At 67.2% G+C, this 19,301-nt stretch carries 16 protein-coding genes; 3 read left to right on the top strand and 13 right to left on the bottom strand.

Annotation, left to right across the window (positions count from 1 at the left end; genetic code table 11):
* Nucleotides 1–82 precede the first annotated feature (82 nt).
* Nucleotides 83–1,270, bottom strand: coding sequence for a zinc-dependent alcohol dehydrogenase (locus AB4Z47_RS07110; protein WP_441948869.1), 1,188 nt, complete (start codon nucleotides 1,268–1,270; stop codon nucleotides 83–85).
* 202 nt (nucleotides 1,271–1,472) lie between these two features.
* Between AB4Z47_RS07110 and AB4Z47_RS07105 the strand changes: the two genes are divergently transcribed.
* A complete protein-coding gene (locus tag AB4Z47_RS07105) occupies nucleotides 1,473–2,936 on the top strand; it encodes an aminotransferase class I/II-fold pyridoxal phosphate-dependent enzyme (protein WP_441948867.1) in 1,464 nt (487 codons plus the stop codon).
* Nucleotides 2,937–2,941: 5 nt separating this feature from the next.
* Nucleotides 2,942–3,430, top strand: coding sequence for a CinA family protein (locus tag AB4Z47_RS07100; RefSeq protein ID WP_441948865.1), 489 nt, complete (start codon nucleotides 2,942–2,944; stop codon nucleotides 3,428–3,430).
* A gap of 15 nt (nucleotides 3,431–3,445) precedes the next feature.
* Here AB4Z47_RS07100 and AB4Z47_RS07095 read toward each other — a convergent pair whose 3' ends face one another.
* From AB4Z47_RS07095 to AB4Z47_RS07060, 8 genes are all read right to left on the bottom strand, one after another.
* Nucleotides 3,446–3,655: a CDGSH iron-sulfur domain-containing protein gene (locus AB4Z47_RS07095; RefSeq protein WP_441948863.1), complete on the bottom strand. Its 210-nt coding sequence runs from the start codon at nucleotides 3,653–3,655 to the stop codon at nucleotides 3,446–3,448.
* Nucleotides 3,633–4,328 carry a HemK2/MTQ2 family protein methyltransferase gene (locus AB4Z47_RS07090; protein WP_441948861.1) on the bottom strand — a complete coding sequence of 232 codons (696 nt, stop codon included), beginning with the start codon at nucleotides 4,326–4,328 and terminating at the stop codon, nucleotides 3,633–3,635. Before AB4Z47_RS07090 ends, AB4Z47_RS07095 begins: the two co-directional genes overlap by 23 nt.
* Complete coding sequence (locus AB4Z47_RS07085; RefSeq protein WP_441949016.1) at nucleotides 4,318–5,298, bottom strand: iron-containing redox enzyme family protein; 981 nt, start codon at nucleotides 5,296–5,298, stop codon at nucleotides 4,318–4,320. Before AB4Z47_RS07085 ends, AB4Z47_RS07090 begins: the two co-directional genes overlap by 11 nt.
* A 210-nt stretch (nucleotides 5,299–5,508) precedes the next feature.
* A complete protein-coding gene (locus tag AB4Z47_RS07080; protein ID WP_441948859.1) occupies nucleotides 5,509–5,847 on the bottom strand; it encodes a histone-like nucleoid-structuring protein Lsr2 in 339 nt (112 codons plus the stop codon).
* Nucleotides 5,848–6,134: 287 nt separating this feature from the next.
* Nucleotides 6,135–7,328, bottom strand: coding sequence for an alkane 1-monooxygenase (locus tag AB4Z47_RS07075; RefSeq protein WP_441948857.1), 1,194 nt, complete (start codon nucleotides 7,326–7,328; stop codon nucleotides 6,135–6,137).
* 128 nt (nucleotides 7,329–7,456) lie between these two features.
* On the bottom strand, nucleotides 7,457–8,266 hold the full coding sequence (locus AB4Z47_RS07070) for an alpha/beta fold hydrolase (RefSeq protein ID WP_441948855.1): 810 nt from the start codon (nucleotides 8,264–8,266) through the stop codon (nucleotides 7,457–7,459).
* A 93-nt stretch (nucleotides 8,267–8,359) separates the two neighbouring features.
* Nucleotides 8,360–8,782 carry a low affinity iron permease family protein gene (locus AB4Z47_RS07065; RefSeq protein ID WP_441948853.1) on the bottom strand — a complete coding sequence of 141 codons (423 nt, stop codon included), beginning with the start codon at nucleotides 8,780–8,782 and terminating at the stop codon, nucleotides 8,360–8,362.
* A gap of 510 nt (nucleotides 8,783–9,292) precedes the next feature.
* A complete protein-coding gene (locus tag AB4Z47_RS07060; protein WP_441948851.1) occupies nucleotides 9,293–9,706 on the bottom strand; it encodes a DUF7144 family membrane protein in 414 nt (137 codons plus the stop codon).
* A gap of 411 nt (nucleotides 9,707–10,117) precedes the next feature.
* Here AB4Z47_RS07060 and AB4Z47_RS07055 point away from each other — a divergent pair, with 411 nt between their 5' ends.
* On the top strand, nucleotides 10,118–12,751 hold the full coding sequence (locus tag AB4Z47_RS07055) for a LuxR C-terminal-related transcriptional regulator (protein WP_441948850.1): 2,634 nt from the start codon (nucleotides 10,118–10,120) through the stop codon (nucleotides 12,749–12,751).
* A 188-nt stretch (nucleotides 12,752–12,939) separates the two neighbouring features.
* On the opposite strand, the gene AB4Z47_RS07050 is transcribed toward AB4Z47_RS07055, so the two are convergent.
* The 4 genes from AB4Z47_RS07050 to AB4Z47_RS07035 form a co-directional block, all read right to left on the bottom strand.
* On the bottom strand, nucleotides 12,940–14,082 hold the full coding sequence (locus AB4Z47_RS07050) for a metallophosphoesterase (RefSeq protein WP_441948848.1): 1,143 nt from the start codon (nucleotides 14,080–14,082) through the stop codon (nucleotides 12,940–12,942).
* A 141-nt stretch (nucleotides 14,083–14,223) separates the two neighbouring features.
* Nucleotides 14,224–15,465, bottom strand: a complete 1,242-nt coding sequence (trpB, locus tag AB4Z47_RS07045) for a tryptophan synthase subunit beta (RefSeq protein WP_441948846.1) — start codon at nucleotides 15,463–15,465, stop codon at nucleotides 14,224–14,226.
* A 269-nt stretch (nucleotides 15,466–15,734) separates the two neighbouring features.
* A complete protein-coding gene (locus tag AB4Z47_RS07040) occupies nucleotides 15,735–16,961 on the bottom strand; it encodes a serine hydrolase (protein ID WP_441948845.1) in 1,227 nt (408 codons plus the stop codon).
* Between the two features lie 295 nt (nucleotides 16,962–17,256).
* Nucleotides 17,257–18,432, bottom strand: coding sequence for a hypothetical protein (locus tag AB4Z47_RS07035; protein WP_441948843.1), 1,176 nt, complete (start codon nucleotides 18,430–18,432; stop codon nucleotides 17,257–17,259).
* Nucleotides 18,433–19,301 lie beyond the last annotated feature (869 nt).

Raw genomic sequence — 19,301 nt, 5'->3', positions numbered from 1 at the left:
GCATTCCACAAACAGCCGTCGAAAGAAACGGCAAAGAACCCGATTCGAGGTCGGTTTTCAGGCGCGAGACCTCGGATCAGCGTCACGCACTCGGTTCGAGTACGATCTTCACGGCCCCATCCGACTTGTGCTGGAAGTTTGCGTAGGCTTCCGGCGCCGCGGACAGCGGAAGGCGATGGGTAGCAAATGTTTCCACACCGAGCGGATCGCCGTCCTCGAGCAACGGCAGGATGTCGTCGACCCACCGTTTGACATTCGCCTGGCCCATCCGCAGTTGAATCTGCTTGTCGAACAACACCCGCATCGGGATCGGGTCGGCCATCCCGCCGTAGACGCCGACCACCGAGATCGTGCCGCCGCGACGAACGATGTCGATCGCGGAGTTCAACGCCGCAAGACGGTCGATCCCCGCGGTGTCCATGACCTTCTGTGCCACCGGATCCGGCAGGAAGGCGGCCGACCGCTGCGCGATCGATGCTATCGGCGACCCGTGAGCCTCCATGCCGACCGCATCGATCACCGCGTCGGTACCGCGACCGTCGGTCCATTCCCGGATGATGTCGCCGAGCGGCTGATCGACTGCGCTGAAGTCGATCACCTCGATGCCGCGGTCTGCGACCCGCGCGAGCCGCTCCGGCACCCGATCGACGCCGATCACGCGAAATCCCCGATGCGCGGCAATGCGGCAGGCCATATCCCCGATCGGGCCGAGACCGAGGACCGTCACCGAACCGCCGGGGGGCACCGAAGCGTATTCCACCGCCTGCCACGCCGTCGGCAACACATCGGACAGGTAGAGGAACCGTGCATCGTCGGGCCCCTGGGGAACCTTGATGTGTGTGGCATCGGCATGGGGTACCCGCAAGTATTCGGCCTGTCCGCCCGGCACATGCCCGTAGAGCTTGGAATACCCGAAAAGCGCTGCACCGCTTCCGTATTCACGTACCTGCGTGGTCTCGCACTGGGTCGGCAGACCGGTGCGGCACATGAAGCAGTCACCGCAGCTGATCTGGAACGGCACCACCACCCGGTCGCCGCGCTCCAGCCGGGTGACGGCAGAACCGGTCTCGACCACGTAGCCCATCGGCTCGTGACCTAGCACGTCGCCACTGCTCATGTACGCCCCGAGTATTTCGTACAGGTGTAGATCCGATCCGCAGATCCCGGAGGAAGTGACCTCGATGATCGCGTCGGTCGGCTCCTCGATCCGGGGATCCGGCACCGACTCCACGGCGACCTTGCGTCGTCCCTGCCATGTCACAGCCTTCATGCGTGTGCTCCTCGGTCGAGGGATTGAGTACGTTCCCGCCCTACCCGGGCACCCGCGCTCGAAACGACCGAATCGGGTTTGTCGTAAGGCCTACGGAAAGATCTGGTCACCGGCAAGCGCGTATCCGGTGACTGTCGTGAGGCCGCAACTCGTGGCCGAGGAGCAGGAGTGTGCGGCCGCCGATTCTGGGTAGGCAGTCGTCGTGGATCACACAAAAGCTCCGCTACTGGAAGCGCTGGCCGACTATCACCGCCTCGGCAGGTACGGGTTCACACCGCCAGGGCACCGGCAAGGACGAGGTACCGACGAGCGCGTTCTCGACGTGATCGGGCGTGACGCGTTCGCGTCCGATGTTGTGCTCACGGCAGGCCTGGACGACCGCCTGTCGCGGGGCGGGTACCTCGCCCGGGCCGAAGCCCTCATGGCCGACGCGGTGCGCGCCGAAACCGCCTTCTTCTCGACGTGCGGCAGTTCGCTGTCGGTCAAGGCAGCCATGATGGCGGTCGCGGGTGGACAGGACGGCGGCCTGCTCGTCGCGCGCGACAGCCACAAGTCGATCGTGGCAGGGCTGATCTTCTCGGGAGTGCTGCCGCGCTGGATCACGCCGAGATGGGATGCCGCCCGCCATTTCTCGCATCCGCCCTCCCCACAACAGGTGCGCCGGTCATGGGAGCAGCATCCGGACGCGGCAGGCGCGTTGATCGTGAGCCCGAGTCCGTACGGCACCTGCGCGGATATCGCCGGTATCGCCGAGGTCTGCCACGAACGCGGCAAACCGCTGATAGTCGACGAAGCCTGGGGGGCTCATCTGCCGTTTCACGAGGACCTGCCGACCTGGGCTATGGACGCGGGCGCCGATGTCTGTGTGGTCAGCGTGCACAAGATGGGCTCGGGCTTCGAACAGGGCTCGGTCTTTCATCTCCAAGGCGACCTGGTCGATCCGACCAGGCTCAGCGAATGCGCCGACCTGCTGATGACGACCAGCCCGAACGTGCTGGTCTATGCGGCGCTGGACGGCTGGCGCAGGCAGATGGTCGAGCACGGGCACGAGCTGCTCGGGTCGGCGTTGCGCGTCGCCGACGAGGCCAGGCGGCGCTTGGCCGAGATTCCCGGCATCGCGGTACTCGAGAAGGAGCTGCTCGGCGCCGAAGCATCCCATGATCTCGACCACATGCAGGTGCTGATGGATGTGTCCGGCACTGGGGCCAGCGGCTACCAGGCAGCAGACTGGCTGCGTGAGCATCGCCGTATCGACGTGGGCCTCACCGATCACCGCCGGTTGCTCGCCACGCTGTCCATAGCCGACGACAAAAGCACCATCGACACCCTGATCGACGCGATCGAGGCCTGGCGCGGACAACTGCACGATCCCGCGCCGCCGCGTGTCGCGCTGCCCTCGCCCTCCGACCTGGAATTGGAGACCGCGATGCTGCCCCGCGACGCGTTCTTCGGGCCGGTCGAAGCGGTGCCTGCCGAGGAAGCCGCAGGCCGGATCGCCGCCGAGCAGCTCACGCCGTATCCCCCGGGCATCCCCGTGGTCGTCCCGGGCGAGGTGCTTGACGCGGCCGTCGTCGACTACCTGCGCACCGGTTTGGACGCAGGCATGAACCTGCCCGACGCCGCCGACTCGCGACTGCGCACGATTCGTGTCGTGGCCGGCACCTGATCCGAATGTCTCAGCGATCCGCCGACAAGTACGCACTCGAACTCGCCGAACTGGCGCGGCGGACCGGGATCACGGTCGCGGTCGCGGAATCGCTGACCGCAGGTCGGCTCGCCGCCACGCTGGGGGCCGCGCCGGAATCCGCACGCTGGTTCCGGGGCGGTGTCGTGGCCTACAGCTCGGAGGTCAAGCGAAAGGTTCTCGGGGTTCCCGATGTTCCCGTGGTGTCGCGGACCGCGGCCGAAGCGATGGCCGAAAGTGTTCGGCCGTTGCTGGACTCGGTCGTAGCGGTGGCGGTGACAGGTGTCGGCGGGCCGGACGCGCAGGACGGCGAACCGGCAGGCTCGGTCTGGTTCGCGGTGGCCACCGACACCGGCGTGCGGGCGTGGCATCGCCAGTACGACGGCGATCCCGAACAGGTCCTGGAGCAGACGATCGAATGCGCCACCGAACGGCTGCTTGTCACCGCCGAGGCGCTAGGGACGGACCACCGCTGAGCTCCTGGGCGTCGGTCACTGTGGGGTGCGGCGATGCTTGCGGTGGCTGGTATCGCACAGTGGATAGTTCTTCGATCGTCGGCACAGGCAAATAGCGACCAGGAACCGGTCGCAGCGGATCTTCGTGCCGTCCGCGGTCACCAAGTCGACCGGCCCCTCGATCAAGGCGGGACCGTCGGCCGTGAAGGTGACCCGCCGCCGTTCATTGTCGGATTCGATCAGCACGGATCACCACCAGATCTTCCTGTTCCTGGCCGGGCTCGATCAGTCCCGTCGCCTTCAGCCAGTCCGCCCGCCTGCGCAGCACAGGACCGAACGGCACGGTTGCCCGCGCGACGACCGCAGCTTTCAATCCCTTGTTCCGTAACTGGGACATGGTCGAATCCGGGTCCGACAACGCCGAATGCACGATCAACGCTACTCCGCGCGGTTTCAGGAGCGAGGGCATCATCGCGCACAGCCGGTCGAGGGCAGTTCGACCTCGCGCACCAGCGTTCCAGGCGCGCGCTACACCGCGCACGGGAGCGCCCTCAGGGGTCGGGACATAGGGAGGGTTGGCCAGCACGAGATCGAAGCTGCGCCGACCGAGTTGGGCGGCGAAGTCACCGCGAAGAACCTCCACTTCGATCCCGCGCAGCCGGCAGTTCAACCACGCGGACACCGCTGCGGAACGGGAGACGTCTACCGCGGTCACCGTCGCCGCGCCGGTCCGCGCGGCGCTGACGGCCAGTGCCCCGGTGCCCGCGCACAAATCCAAGGCGTGCCCGCCGCGCGGAATGCCCGCTTCGGACAGGGCACGCGCGAGCAACCAGGTATCCAGTTGCGGCCGGTAGACCCCTGGGGTCCTGATCAATATCACAGAGGCGGGGTAGCCGGGATCGATTGGGTTAATCGCCATCGCGCAACGAGCTGCGTCCCGCGCGCCAACAGCCGAGGACGTGGTCGGCGAAGCGATCCTCGAGAAGGTTCGTCACCTGGATACCGAACACCATCGACTCCGTCAGCTCGGGTTCCCGCGCGATCAGCGTACCGATCACGTCGTTGCGCATCACCTGCTCGTGCACGGCGTCGGCCTCGACGTGCTCCCGGTAGAACAGCACGCAGGCCGGGTCGGCGTCGAGGCGTTCCAAGGTGTCGACCAGCCGCTGGGCAGCCGGCGGCGAGGTGATCTCGACAGTCGCGAAGTGACCCACCAGCGCACCGCGAAGCGACCGGTGCAGGCCGAACAGCGACATCATGTTCACCACTGCGAGCATCGGCGCGGGCACCACGTCCAGGTAATGCAGATACTCGTCGTTCAGATCGGCCCCCGCCATCAGATCGGCGTACAGCTGTGCGTGCACGCGTTCGCCTCGTCCAGCCCCGAACTCGTCGAATTCGACCGCGACCAGGGAAGCCTTGGCCTGACCGCGCAGCCGCGGAATCACCCACACGTAGGGGTCCGCCTCTTTGTGGTGAAAGATCGACCGGTGCACGAAGTACTCGCGCAGGTGCCACCATTCGCCCTCAGCGCGGAGAAACCGGCTGGGGCCGGTGGGCTCCGCGGGCGTGAACAGCAGCCGATCGAGCTCACCATCGAGATCCGTCCCGCCGGGCACGTCGCCGCGCAGAGCACACAAGAACTCGTGTTCCATCGAGGCGCGCAGCGCCAGCAGACCCGGGTCCCATTCCCACCCCGAATCCACGGGCGCGAAGCCGTGGTAGTGCAGCTCGTAGCAGGTGTGCAAAGCCAGGTGTAGATCCTCGCCGTACGGGTCCACCGGCCCCAACCTGGGCATGGAACTGCCCGGCGCCCCACGCAACACGTCCAGCACCGCGTCCGACAGCTCCCCCCGCGGTTGCGGCAGATTGCGTGACTGGGATTCCATCGTGACCGTCATGGTGGTCGCATACCCCGGTCCGCCGACGTTATCGCGGTAGGCGAATATTCCCGCTCGGCGGGTTGTGACCGGGCGGCAGCCGACCACCTGCGAGGTACTTCCCACCGCGCGACGGTGTCATAGCCGCCGAACCGGCACCGCAAGGCTGCCCAGCCCGCCGGAGTGCGAATCGCTTCGGCACTCCGGCTTCCGGCGCCGCTACCCGTTGACCTTCTTGTACGCCTCGACGACGTCGGCCGAGATCCGCCCGCGGGCCGACACATCCATGCCGTTCTTGCGCGCCCACTCCCGGATGACCGTGGCCTGCTCCCGATCGGTCGCCGACCGCAAGGCACCACCGCCCCGGCCCCGACGTGTGCGACCGACTTTGCGGGCGTACGGAATCCACTGTTCGAAGAACACGCGCAACTGCCCGGCGTTGTCCCCCGACAAGTCCATCTCGTAGGCCGCGCCATCCACGGCGAATGACACCGTTTCCTCGGCCTGAGACTTGCCGTCGTAGTCATCGACCAGTGTCACGACGACCTTGCGTGCCATAGAGATAATCCCTTCACGGTTACCGAGCGCGTACAGTCGAAAAAACAATCGTATCCAGTAGATAACAGATCTGTTGCGCCGCCCTGAACGCCGGGGTCCTTCTCGCACCGCGGCATACTCTGAGTCCCCCGGTCGACCCCGGGGTTCGATCGCACAAACGGTGTCTCACCCCCGCTGTACGGCGGTTTCGCGAGGCCCAGCCGAATGCATCCTCGGGCTCCGCTTTCTACGCCTACCTCGATTCCGGCAAGCCGTCGCCACACTCGTTCTCGGGCCGCCGGTCGTCATTACCCGGCACTGCCGGCACCTGTCCGGTCCGGGCGTCGGCGCCAGGTGGCGGTTACCCCGGCGGACCCCACGGTGACGCGGTGACGTCGTGTCCGCCGTTTGGCGTTGACCAGTGTGATGTCCCCGCCATAGTGGGCCAACACGCGGTGGTCCATGACCGCGCGCCACAGCGGAGGCACGGCGGCGAGTACGACCATGGTGGCGTAGCCGGCCGGAAGTTGCGGCGCCTGCTGAGAGCTGCGCAGGGTTTGGTAGCGGCGACCAGGGTTGGCGTGATGGTCACTGTGGCGCTGCAGGTGGAACAGAAAGAGATTCGTGATCAGGCGGTCACTGTTCCAGCTGTCCCGTGGCGAGCACCGTACATAGCGACCATCGGGGCGGCGCGGGCGCAGCAGCCCGTAATGCTCGACGTAGTTCACCGTCTCCAGCAACCCAGCACCGATCAGTGCCTGGATCGCCAGAAACGGGACAATGCCGACTCCGAAGACCAGGATGAGGGTGCCGAACAGCACCGCGCTCATCGCCCACGCATGCAAAATGTGATTTGCGCTGCTGAACCACGGTTTCCCTTGTCGAGCAAGTCGCTCACGTTCCAAGGCCACCGCCGAGCGAAAGCCACCGACCATGCTGCGCGGCAGGAACGCCCACAGCGACTCGCCGAACCGGGCACTGGCCGGATCTTCGGGTGTGGCGACTCGCACGTGATGACCCCGGTTGTGTTCGACGAAAAAATGCCCGTACCCGGATTGCGCCAGCGCGATCTTTGCCAGCCACCGTTCGAGCTGTTCGGACCGATGCCCCAGTTCATGGGCGGCGTTGATGCCGATACCGGACACGAAACCCAGGGTCACGGCCAATCCGAGCTTGTCCAGCAGGCTCAGCTCGCTACCGGCCCACAGATATCCGGCGATAAGCAGACCGACGAACTGCATCGGCAGGAACAGGAAGGTACACCAGCGGTAGTAGCGATCGTTCGACAACAGCTCGTAGTCCTCATCGCGAGGATTGGTGCCATCCTCCCCGACCGCCCAGTCCAGGATCGGGATCAGCACCAGTACGATGAACGGCCCGATCCACCAGAACACTTCGAGCCCCGTGCGCGCCACCGCCTGCGAGGGAAGCAGGGCGCACGCCGGAGCAATCAATCCCAGGACCCAGAGATAGCGCTTGGGGTCGCGCGCGTCCGCGCGCATTCGGAATAGGGTCATAGTCGTCTCGCTGGTCAACCAGCACAACAACAGTCGAGATCGTGTCCGTCACAGAAGCTTGCGCTGACTTGTCATTCAAGGATAGCTGTTTCTCGCCACCAGACCGCGAACTGTTACAGACATCGGAAAAGAGCTGGCCCGCTAGGAGGCTCGGCCGTGGTGGTCTGGGTGGTCGCGAGAATGATTCGGGCGACCAACTGGGGGTCGTCGATCATCGGAACGTGACCGACGCCGGTCAGGATGTGGAAATCTGCCTCTGGCAGCCGTTCTCGGGCGATCGCTCCGTGGGTGTCGGGTGGCAGAACCCGATCGTGCTGCGACCAGGCCAGGGTGATCGGGCACGGAAGCGGTGCGAGTCGGCCGACTTGTTCGTCGGTAGCCAGCAGATCGGCGGTGACGGTGCAGTTCACGAGATCGCGCAGGATGGTCCTGGCTTGCGCCGCGCGGATCCGGTCACCATGGACGGCTATATTGCGCAACGCGGTTCGCCGGACCGTCGCACTGCGCAGGGCCAACGGCGCGAGGGATTGTAGTAACCGCCCTGTGGTCGCCTCGCGGGCGATCCGACGGGTGGCCGACGATTGACCGACGCTTCCCACGTTCCAGAACCCTGCAGGAGAGAGCGCGCAAACGGTCTCGGCGCGGCCACGACGGGCCAGTTCGATCGCCATCCAGCCGCCCAGCGAGTTTCCCGCGATGTGCACGCGTTCGAGCCTCAGCTCGTCGAGACGCTCCTCGATGCCATCGACCAAGTGCTCGACGCGCGCCGGGCGCCGGACCGCGGGGGCCCCACCTCGGTGCCCCACAGCAGTGGGAGTGATCACCTCGTGCTGTGCGGTCAACAGTGGTGTGACGTCGTCCCACACACGCTCGGACATGGTGACACCGTGGAGAAGCAAGAGTGGGGGCTTGCTGGCGGGCATAACCGTCCTTCGGATTCGTAATACGACCTGGAAGGGTGGATACCACGACTGGGCCTACTGCGATAGTAGAAGGCCCGCGCACCGGACGGACGGTCACGCCGATCTGTCGTCGCGCGCCAGACCGTCCTCGACGAAACGCCCTTCGCCGCGGCAGCACAGTGCGGAATCGGTGCCCGACTCGCCCTTCACGACCGAGAGCGCGTCCGCGAGCGCGTTGAGTCTGACCTGCATCGCGTAGGTGGCGCGGCTGTGCGCGTTGTGCAACAGGGCGACGAGCACGAACGTGACTACCGTCGTCGCGGTAGTAAGCAGCCGTGGCCAGTTCTGGGCGTCGCGCTCGAACACCGAACTCATTGCACCCGTCAGCACCAGCGCGACGGCCAGCACGAAGAACAAGCCCTTCGACACCACCGTGCCTGCCACAGCGGCGAAATCATCGAACACAGAGGCCGGTCTCACCATATCCGTGGGCATCATGACCACCATTACGGCGGACTGCTTGGTGTGGTTACCCACAGTAGAAACCCCTTCCCATCGCCACGCCGCGGTATCTCCGCACTACCATGCACCCGCACCGAGAGCCGACCGGGCCGCGGTGACCGCCCTCCGCGCCCGATCTCGCCTGCGCACTCCGGCAAGCGACACAAGACATTCGGTGCTGATCGCCGCTGGGCTGGGTTCCGGACATCATCGATTTGCTCAGCGCGTGGCTGCTCGACCGCCGAACTCGACTTGGCCAGCGGCGGTTCAGATCCGATGGCGGACCTCGCCCCAGGGTCAGCGCAGGATTTTCGCCGGCACGCACCCAGAAGTGGACCGTGGACGGCACGGTCGGCTCGTCGTCGACGATGCTCTCGAGATCCCTTGCCGGCCCCGCCAACCCACTCGACCACTGCCCGACGGCACGGAATTCCGGGCGCTGTTGCGTCAATACAGTTCTCCGCGCCGCAATGGCGTCTGCAGGCCCGCGACCACCGACGGGTATGCCGCGCGTTCCCGGAGGAAGGGGGACGCCGGGCGAGCGACTCAGAGCGCTTCCGGCTTCCATGTGGCAATAGCCCAGATCACCACGACGTTCAACGCGATCACCAGGATCGACCAGGCCGGGTAGTACGGCAGCCACAGGAAGTTTCCGAGAATCGACAAGGCCGCGACGCAGATCGCCACGACCCGTGCCCAGGTGGCGCCGGTCATCAACCCCAACGCGGCGATGACGAGCAGGATGCCCAGCACGATATGGATCCAGCCCCATCCGGTGGTGTTCAACCTGTAGGCATAATCCGCCCCGACGACGAGCAAGGCGTCCTCGGCGACGGCGGAGATGCCCTCGAAGATCGACAAGACACCGACGGTCAGCAACAGAATCGCGGCAGCGATGGACGTGCCCGCCGCGAAACCCTGGCGCACGGGATGTTGGCGCGGTTCGGTCATGTGCGTCATCGGTCCCCCTTCTCGGGAAGTAGTGGACGTCTTTCGAATCTCCCTCCACCCGAGGTCGGGCACTTCACCCGTTCGGGATGACTCGGCACGGACTGCCGACCCGTGCCTACCCGGTGGCGAGCCGACACGACCGAGAATTTCTCTTCCACGATCCCGGCCGATCGACCATGCACCGACCCGACATCTCGAAGCCCTCGGCTGCGCTGCGGTGGCGACCGAGGCCGGGCCGTCGCGCTCGGCACGTCCCACACGGGAGCCACCGCAGGCCTCGCCGATCAGCAAATAGGTGATCCGGCCTCACCCACGTCGGGTTAAATTTCGATAACTACCGCAAATGACCTGATCTGCAGCGGTACATTGCGATACCTAGGCGCAGTAGTGATCTTTCAGCACACGGCCGAGGGAGGCACGGTGACGGCACTGCACGGCCCCGATCGACGCAGCATATCCGCGGCTGGCGCCGAAATCGCCTCGGAGATCCCGTCATTGCCGTTCGCACCGATTGCTCGGACGGATATCTATGCCGACATCGACGCCCTCACGCACACAGGCAATGGTCGTGTGCTACTCATCAGCGCACCCGCGGGAAGCGGAAAAACCGTGCTTCTCACAGATTGGGCCGCCCGGCGTTCGTCACACGCCGAGTGCGAACACGAGGTGGCTTGGCTGACCATCACCGAACGCCTCAGCGACCCGGCCGCGCTGTGGATTGCTGTGAGCAAGCGATTCCGCGTCGCCGCACCGCCACACGGTCCCGGTCCGGCCACGGCGGATCCGGCCCACCTGGTCGCGGCCCTGACCGCGCGGGCCTCGCCGGCGGTGCTCGTCCTCGACGACGCTCATCTGATCAGCGACCCGCTTGCGCTCGCCGGACTCGAATACTTCCTGCGCCACGCGCCGCCGGACCTCACGACTGTGCTATGTGCCCGTTTCGCTCCGCCGATCCGCTGGCATGTCCTCGAGCTGCCCTCGCGGCTGACCCGCTGGGGCGCGAGCGAACTGGCCTTCACACCCGATCAGGTCCGCGCGCTGTGCGGCGACCACGGCTGCGAACTCACCGATGCGGAACTCGACACGCTCGTCGCCCTCACCCAAGGTTGGGCCGCGTTGGTGCGTATCGCCGCGATCCAGCTTGCGGCATACCCGGAAGACCACGCGGCCGCGCTGACCGTCCTCGCGCGCCCACCGCACGCGGTCGCGGACTTCCTGGTCGGCGAACTCGTCGACGCTCTCCCGCCCACGCTGCGCCAGTTCCTCACCTACACCAGCGTCCCGGTCTCGTTCACCGAGAAGCTCGCCGACGAGCTCGTCGGCGGCGGCGCCGGGCACTGCCTCTACGAACTCGACCGGATCAGTTTCCCGATCGTCTCCGTCGTGCGCGGCAACGCGGTGTGGTTCACCTATCACCCGATGCTGCGGGCGTATTTTCTCGCCCAGGCCGATCGGCTCGGGCCGGAACTGCGCTCGGATCTGCAGGTGCGGTCGGCGCGCTGGTTGCGGTCGACGGGCCTGCTGCGGGACGCGCTCCCTCATCTACTCGCCGGGCCCGACCAACAGCATCTGGGTGAATTCTTGTCCGCGTGCGCGCTGACGATGATCCTCGACGGCGCGGGCGACCTACTGTTCGACACACTTGCCCACGCGGCACCCGCACTGCTCGACGATCCTTTCCTGTGGCTGGTGCGGGTCGTCGACGCGCTGGTCCGCGGCGACACCGCCGCGGCGATCCCCTGTCTCGACACGGCAACGGCGCGGCGGGCGACCAAGAAGTCCTTCGCGTCCGCGGACCGGGTGGACGCACTCGCGCTCGCCGCGGCGGTCGACGTCGCCGTGACCAGCGGCACGGTGCTCGGCGAACTCCCGCACACCGTCGCGCCGATCGGCGAACCGGAGTTCGACGCATACACCTCGATCCAACTCGCCACCGCGCTGATCGCCTGCGGCGACGTCGCGCGCGGCGAGGAGCTGCTGCGGTCGAGTCTCGCGCTGGCCGAAAACATCTGCCATCCCCGGCTGGTGCTGCTTGCGCTCACCCGGCTCGCTTTCGCGGCGAGCGCCGTCGACAACGCCGGCGCGATGCGCGACCGCGCCGCCCGAGCGCTGGCCATCGCCGCCGAGCACGGTCTACTCGAAGCGACCGATGCCGTCCATGCCGCTACCATCGCCGCCCACGGCGCCTATCTGCACGGCGACGAGCCTGGTCCGGCGCAGGTGGCCGCCGCGCTCGCGGTCCATGTCGATCACGACGGGTCGAGCAGTCCCGTCGCCGGGTGGCACGGCAATGTCATCGGCCACCTTCTCGCCCTCGAGCGGGCCGACGATCAGGGCGCAGCGGTCGACGCACTGCGACGGAACCTGCTGCTGCTGTTGGAGAGGAAAACGCTGCCGAACGCGACCGGCAGCCTGGTTCCTCCGGTGGTGTGGGCGCTGCTGCGCGTGCAGGAGGCCGCAACGGCACACCTGTTGGTCGAGCGTTCTCGCGGCATCGTCGGCGACCTGCCCGATATCCGGCTGGCCGACGCGGCCCTGACCTACGCCGCCAACCGGCCCAAGGCTACCTGTGCCCTCCTCGAACCTCTGCTCGACGACGCGGCGGCCCTACATCCCGTCAGCGAGATCGCCGGCTGGCTGTTGTACGCCACGGCTCAGCATGACTCCGGCGCGCCGTCGAAGGCCGTCGCTGCGCTCGACAACGCGTTGCGCGTCGCCGCGCCACAACGGCTCGTGCGACCGTTTCTCGACGTGCCGACCGCCATCCCTCTGCTGGACCGCTATGTCGGCCGGTTCGGCCGAGACGAGCGATTCGCCGACCTGGTCCGGCGTCATCCTGCGGCGCAGCGTCGGCCGACCTACCCCGCACTGACACACACCGAGACGACCGTGCTCAAGCTGCTCCCGTCCGGCCGCACAGCCCAGCAGATCGCCGCCGACCTCGGCGTTTCGGTCAATACCGTGAAGACTCACTTGCGCGGCATCTACGCCAAACTAGGGTCGAACTCGCGGATCGACGCCCTGGACAACGCCCGCCGCAGCGGTTTGCTCTGAGCCGGGCCCGGTTTCGCCATCCGGCGCACCCATCCGCCCCTGCGCCGGCTACGTCGTCCACGACGGGGTGCCCGGGATGACCGAGGCATGGCGGCCCGACAACTCGAGTGAGCCGAGATCCGCAGCCCACGCCACCGGACCGATCGACAGCACCCGCGGTACCCGCTGACACGTGTCCGACCGCACCCTCAGCTGCTCGCCGACTCCGAACGCAGGACCAGAACGGTGATTTCACTCGGGGCGAAGACACGCAATTGCGGTCCCCAGAAGCCGGTACCACGGCTGGTGTACAGCTGGGTACGTTCGCCGTGGCGGCTCAGGCCCGCGACGACGGGCTGGTCGAGGCGAACCAGATAGTGGAAAGGCCAGATCTGGCCGCCGTGGGTATGGCCGGAGATCTGCAGCGCGATGCCCGCCGCGGCGGTGTCGGTGATCTGTTTGGGTTGATGGGCAAGCAGGACGACCGGCGCGTGCGGGTCCGCCCCCGCGAGCGCGGCGGGCAGATCGGGGCCGTGACCGGTCAGACCGACGCCGGTGGGGTCGTCGATGCCCGCGATCACCAACTGGTCGTCGCCGCGGCGCACCGTCTCGTGCTGGTTGTGCAGCGGCTGCCAGCCGAGGGACGCCATGTGGTCGATCCAGCCCTGCGCGTCACCGAAATACTCGTGGTTGCCGGTGATGTAGAACCTGCCGAGTTCTGCCTCGACCTTGCCGAGCGGGTCGACCTGCGGGTGCCGCTTCGCCACCGAGCCATCCGCGAGATCACCCGCGTGGCAGGCGATATCGGGACGTTGCGCGTTGACGACTTCGACCACACGTTCCGACCAGCGCAACCGGTCGAGTGCGGCGAAGTGGGTGTCGGTGACAACCACCATGCGCAGGCCGTCCAGGGCAGGCCCGAGCCCCGGGATGACGACATCGACCGTGCGCACTCGGGGCACGCGACGCGCCTCGACCACTCCCCACACCACCAGGATGGTCGCGGCGGCGAGCACGCCCACCGCGACGACGCGGGAGCGGGCCGGATCGTCGACGCCCGCGACGGCCAACCCCATCCGCGCGAGGTTCCCGAACACCGACCAGGTGAACATGACCCACATCACGCCGAGCAGCGTGTCACCGACGATGGACGCGGCATCCGACTGCGCGGGCCCGTGTCCGAGGAACATCGACGCGGGGAGGCAGGCGAACCCGAGCAGGAACAGCGCGGAACCGATCCAGAACGGTGGGCCGGCTCCCTGGGTTGGCGCTTCCACCAGGGTCCACCAGGGAAGCAGGAACAACACTGCGGGAATCGCCAAGAACAGCATCAGGCGGGACACGTACTTCAAGTGGGCTCATCCTCGTCGGCGCAGGTACAGCGCGCGGTCCCTCCCCCGGCGCCATGGGGCGCTATCGACGATAGCGTCCTGTTCCCGAGGCCGCAGAGGGCCTGCGTGATGTATGGGGCGCAGCCCCACTCGTCAACCCGGTCAGGACACCCCGAGCCGCTCTGCCACCACGGCGAGATCCTTGTCACCGCGGCCGGACAGGCACAACACGATCAGTGAGTCAGCGGGAATCTCACCGCGGTCACCCATCTCCAGCAGATGTCCGACGGCGTGAGCGGATTCGAGGGCGGCGAGGATACCTTCGGTGTGGCTGAGCGCCTGCATCCCGCGCAGCGCGACGGCGTCGGTCGCCGCACGGTAGGTCACCCGGCCGCTGTCCTTCAGATGACTGAGTTCGGGGCCCACGCCCGGATAGTCCAACCCCGCCGCGATGCTGTGTGTCCGTGCGATCTGACCGTCCTCGTCCTGCAGGAGATAGCTGTAGGAGCCGTCGATCTCACCTGGGCTGCCCATGCAGAGGGTCGCGGCGTGATCGCCGGTCTCGACACCTCGTCCGGCCGCCTCGACGCCGATCAATCGCACCTCCGGCTCACCCGCGAATGGATGGAAGACCCCGATGGCGTTGCTGCCGCCGCCCACACAGGCGAGGATGTAGTCGGGCAGTCTGCCTTCGGCTCGGACGATCTGATTACGGGTCTCGGCACCTATCACGGTTTGGAAATCGCGCACGATCCTCGGGTACGGCGCAGGCCCCGCCGCGGTGCCGAACAGGTAGTGGGTCGTGTCCAGGTTCGCCACCCAGTCACGCACCGACTCGCTGATCGCGTCCTTGAGCCGCCGGGAACCGCTGTCCACCGGGCGCACCTCGGCACCGAGCAGGTTCATGCGCACGACATTGGACGCCTGACGGCGCATGTCGTCGGTCCCCATGTAGACCACACAGGTCAGGCCGAGCATCGCGCACACCGTAGCCACCGCGACGCCGTGCTGCCCGGCGCCGGTCTCGGCGACGATCCGCCGCTTGCCTATCCGTTTGGCCAGCAGCGCCTGTCCGAGCGCATTGTTGATCTTGTGCGCGCCGGTGTGCGTCATATCCTCACGCTTCAGATAAACGCGCACCCCCGGCACTCTCAGCAACTCGGCGAACCGTCGCACCTGATGCAACAGTGTCGGCCGTCCGACCCGGTCGCGCAGCAACTCGCGGTACTCGGCCACGAAGTTCGGATCCGCCTGCGCGAGTTGATAATCCTGTTCGAGATCCAGCAGTGCGGCCATCAGACCTTCAGGGACGAATCTGCCTCCGAACACTCCGAATCGTCCACGCTCATCTGGAAAAATTCCGTGCCGGTATCCACTCGCCGGCACTTCGTGATCAACCCTCATCAAACACCAACGCTTTCACCGCCGCAGATCCGACGGATCAGTCTGTTCTGCTCGTGCTAGCACAAGACCACTGTTCGGCAACAGCAGAGTTAACAGACTAGATTTTTCGGACGGCTAACGTCTTCTCACTGCTGGTGGTGATCGCCCATCGGGGTGTGCTTGGACTGCCGTCTGGCGCGCATCACCAGGGCGCGCGGCCGCCTCATCGGCCACACGCCCTGATGAGGTCCGCGCGACGGTGTCCGTGGGCGGTCACGCTCATGCGGTGGTCACCGGCGTTCGGCGGGCACAGTGTCGGAGATCTGCGCGACCAGCTGCCACGGGCGCTTCGTGTCGGTCGTGGCCTTGCCGCTGGTGAGTATCGCACCGGACAGCCCGCGTGCCGGGTCGGCCCAGCCGTACTGGGTGGTCAGTCCGCTGCGCCCGAAGTGCGCCGCGGTGTCGCGGCCGAACTTCGATCTCCGCCCGCCCAGTTCGAAACCCGCGCGACTGACCCGTCCGGCCACGCCTGGCAGCCAGCGGGCGGGCCGCACTGCCTCGCGCAACGTCTCCGGCCGGATGATCCTGCGGCCGTCCGGTCCACCGCGCGTGAGGATTTCATAGAAGCGCGACAGCTCGGACGCGGTGGTGATCAAATTGCCCGACGGCAGTTCGGCGGTCAGGAACGCCTGGGTGGCCGATCGGGATGCGCGGTCCATCCGTCCGCCGATCGCCTTGCTTGCCAGATAAGTCGACATCCGAGACGGCGCGGGACCGGTCTTTACGCTCGGTACGACCTTGTCGAGATCCTCGGGGGGCACGCCGAACGTGGTCCACCGGAACCCGAAGGGCTCGAGCACCTGTTCGGACAGATGCTCCCGCAAGCGCTTTCCGGTCGCCCGTTGCACCAGAAGACGCATGATCAGACCGCTGGTCAGCGCGTGGTAGACCCGGAACCGGCCCGGCTTCCAGCTCGGGACCAGATCGGCCAATCCGCGCACAGCCAACTCCTCGTCGAGCACCAGATCGACACCCCGGTACGGCGGCGTGACGAAGGGCACCCCTGCGGAGTGCGAGAGCACGTCGCCGATCGTGATGTCCGCCTTGCCGTTCGCGGCGAATTCCGGGATGTAGTCGCACACCGGGTCCTCCAGCCCGAACGCGCCCTGTTCGATGAGCATGAACATCAGTGCGCCGGACACGCCCTTCGCCGTCGAGAAGCCACAGAACGGTGTGTCCGGTGTCGCGAGTACTTTTTTCGCGTCCGGTCCATCGTGCGGTGCGTTACCCCAACCGTGCCCGATGGTCCGGTTCAGCGCGATCTTGCCGTTCCGCCGCAGGCACACCTGGATGGCCGGGCTCGTGCCTACGCGGTACCACGCCCGCATCGACTCCCACAGCGTCTCGAGGTCCCCGCGGCTGAGTCCGGCCTCCGCTGGATCGTCTTCGTGGCCCACCGTGGTCACGGTGTCCAGGTCCTCGGCAATCGCCACCGATCCGGCCGTAAGCGTGCTCATTCGGCCAGCTTATCGACCACGGGCGGAGACGCGGTGTGCAGCGGCTGTCTGCGATCACTGGTGGAACAGTTCCTGACCGAGATGGTGATCCCAAAATGCTGTTCTGGGTGCATTAGCACGTGAGCGCGCTGTTGACGACGTCGATGTCGGTACAGCGAGCGCCGCATCGGCCGACCCGTGTGCAATCCTTCTGTCCCGGTCGGCGGGTTCCGCAAGCCGATGAGCCGGTCGGCGCTGGCCGCCCCACCATGCCTGCACGATCACGTGGTCGCCACCGGCTGGCGCAGGCCGAGATTCACCAGGGACCGGCAGGCCACCCGTTCGGCGGGCCGACGGCGGTCGTGGGCGGAGTCCCGGGCGTGGGTGTCTCGGCCGGGCCGACCGTGGTCGTCGGCGCCGGAATCTCCGGCGCCGGTGTCTCGGTCGGGCTGATGGTCGTCGGTGCGGCCGGTTGTTGCACCCCGGAGGGGGCAACCGGGCCGGTGCGGACTTCCGGCGTGGGAGCCGACCGGGTCGGCGACACCGGCCGCACGGAAAGCGGCACGGTGGGGTCGACCGGTGGAGCCGACGGCTCGGCCACCGGTGTCGGCACGGCGGCTTCGGAGGTCGGCGCGGCCGGCGGGGCTTCCGGTGCCGGAGCGGGGACCGGATTCTCCGCAGGTTCGCGGATTTCGGCGTTGTCCGGTCGGTCCGCACGCAGCTGCACGACCGCGATCCCGGTCCCGCCGAGCAAGGCGGCGACGGCCGCGCCGACCAGGACCACTCGTCCGGTGCGCCGACCGGATGGAGCTCCTACCGGCACGTTCCGGAATGGGGCGGCGGCGACCAGAGCGGCGCCGCGCGCCACCGCGGTGTCGAAGTCGGGAACCCGGGTGACGGGTGCGGCGAGCCCGAGTTGCAGTGCGGACACGACCTCCGGCTCCCCTGCCGACGAGCCGCATAGGACTACAGCATCCGGAAGCATCCCGACCCCGTCCAGGGTCGTCCAGATGCGACCGATCGCGAGGCTCGCACTGTCGGCGTCGACGACGCCGGACGACCAGGAGTCGCAGGCGAGGATTTTGTCGCGCTGCGGCCCGACGACGAGGAAGGACGTGCAATAATTCACGACCTCCAGCACCAGCACGGTGCCGTAATGATCGAGTCCCGACATGTCCTCGAGTAGCGCGAGCAACGCCATCTTGGCGGAAACGAGCGACGACGATCGCCACTGCGCCGACGAGAGTCCGGACACGATCGCGCGCCGTTCGGCCACCGTCCGATACGCGACGGCGACGTCATCGATCCGGGTATCGGACCCGGCATCGGCCGTAATGGTGCCGAGCGCCGCGGCGGCCGAAGCGGCGGGCGACTCCTCCGCCGCCTGCTCGACCGCACATAGCACAGTCGGCCGCACTCCCCGCTGGGGCATGGAGAGCACTACCGCACGCACCACGGACTGTTCCGCTGATATTCCGACTGTGGCCGTCATGAATCCGCCTCTGCTCGAACCCCGTCGGTAAGGGTTCGTCACGAGAGCGACCAGCGATTGGCACCGGTTCTCCATCACGCGGCCGAACGGTCCGAGACCTACGCTCGTGGATCAGTGCTGCAAGTGGCGTCGTGGCCGGGCAAGCACCATGAAGCGGCAGACGTTCCAGCCCGGCAACCATCGCCCCGGCTGATCACCGCAGGGACAAGCGCCGCACCCTGGCACGCACCGCAGGACGATCGTCACGACCCGGACAACGCCGCAGCCGGGCAAGCGCTGCGGCCGCGCGCACTGTGTCAGGCAAGCGCTGCGGCCGCGTGCACTGTGTCAGGCAAGCGCGGCAGCCCGGCAACCGACATGACCGAGCAGCCACCGCAGCCGGGCGGGCGACACGGCCAGGCAGGCACCGCGGCACAAACGTCAGGGCAAGGCAGGCACCGCGGCACAAACGTCAGGGCAAGGCTGGCAGCGCGGCACAAACGTCATTTTCGGGCAGGCACCGCGGCCGGGTGGGCGCCGCGCCCGAACAAACGCAGGCACCCGGCCGACCAGCGACACTCGCCGAGCCGGTACTGCAGCCAGGAGCCGCGCCAGACAAACGACACGGCCGGTTGAGCGCCAACGACCGAGCAGGCAGTGCGGCGGGCAATTTGCCGAGGTCAAGCGAACAGCGAACCACGCGGCTAGGCGGGCGGACAGGGCGGTGGCTCGGTCACTTTTGGGGTGTGGGTAGGGGGATGACGATGCCGAAGGGGAGGGCGATGCCGGGTGGTGGGGTGGGTGTGGGTGGGGTGGATTCTGCGGGTTCGCCGGGGCCGGGTTCGGGTGGGTGTGTTTCGGCCGGTACGGCGGGGGCGTCTTGGCGGGGT

The sequence above is a fragment of the Nocardia sp. 2TAF39 genome, from assembly GCF_052114905.1.
Lineage (GTDB): Bacteria > Actinomycetota > Actinomycetes > Mycobacteriales > Mycobacteriaceae > Nocardia.
This window is presented reverse-complemented; position numbering and strand designations above follow the sequence as displayed.

Coding starts and splice junctions, on each gene's coding strand:
- AB4Z47_RS07110 (WP_441948869.1), bottom strand. CDS start 1,270: ATGAAGGCTGTGACATGGCAGGGACGACGCAAGGTCGCCGTGGAGTCG.
- AB4Z47_RS07100 (WP_441948865.1), top strand. CDS start 2,942: ATGTCTCAGCGATCCGCCGACAAGTACGCACTCGAACTCGCCGAACTG.
- AB4Z47_RS07090 (WP_441948861.1), bottom strand. CDS start 4,328: ATGGCGATTAACCCAATCGATCCCGGCTACCCCGCCTCTGTGATATTG.
- AB4Z47_RS07085 (WP_441949016.1), bottom strand. CDS start 5,298: ATGGAATCCCAGTCACGCAATCTGCCGCAACCGCGGGGGGAGCTGTCG.
- AB4Z47_RS07080 (WP_441948859.1), bottom strand. CDS start 5,847: ATGGCACGCAAGGTCGTCGTGACACTGGTCGATGACTACGACGGCAAG.
- AB4Z47_RS07075 (WP_441948857.1), bottom strand. CDS start 7,328: ATGCGCGCGGACGCGCGCGACCCCAAGCGCTATCTCTGGGTCCTGGGA.
- AB4Z47_RS07070 (WP_441948855.1), bottom strand. CDS start 8,266: ATGCCCGCCAGCAAGCCCCCACTCTTGCTTCTCCACGGTGTCACCATG.
- AB4Z47_RS07060 (WP_441948851.1), bottom strand. CDS start 9,706: ATGACGCACATGACCGAACCGCGCCAACATCCCGTGCGCCAGGGTTTC.
- trpB (WP_441948846.1), bottom strand. CDS start 15,465: ATGAGGGTTGATCACGAAGTGCCGGCGAGTGGATACCGGCACGGAATT.
- AB4Z47_RS07040 (WP_441948845.1), bottom strand. CDS start 16,961: ATGAGCACGCTTACGGCCGGATCGGTGGCGATTGCCGAGGACCTGGAC.
- AB4Z47_RS07035 (WP_441948843.1), bottom strand. CDS start 18,432: ATGACGGCCACAGTCGGAATATCAGCGGAACAGTCCGTGGTGCGTGCG.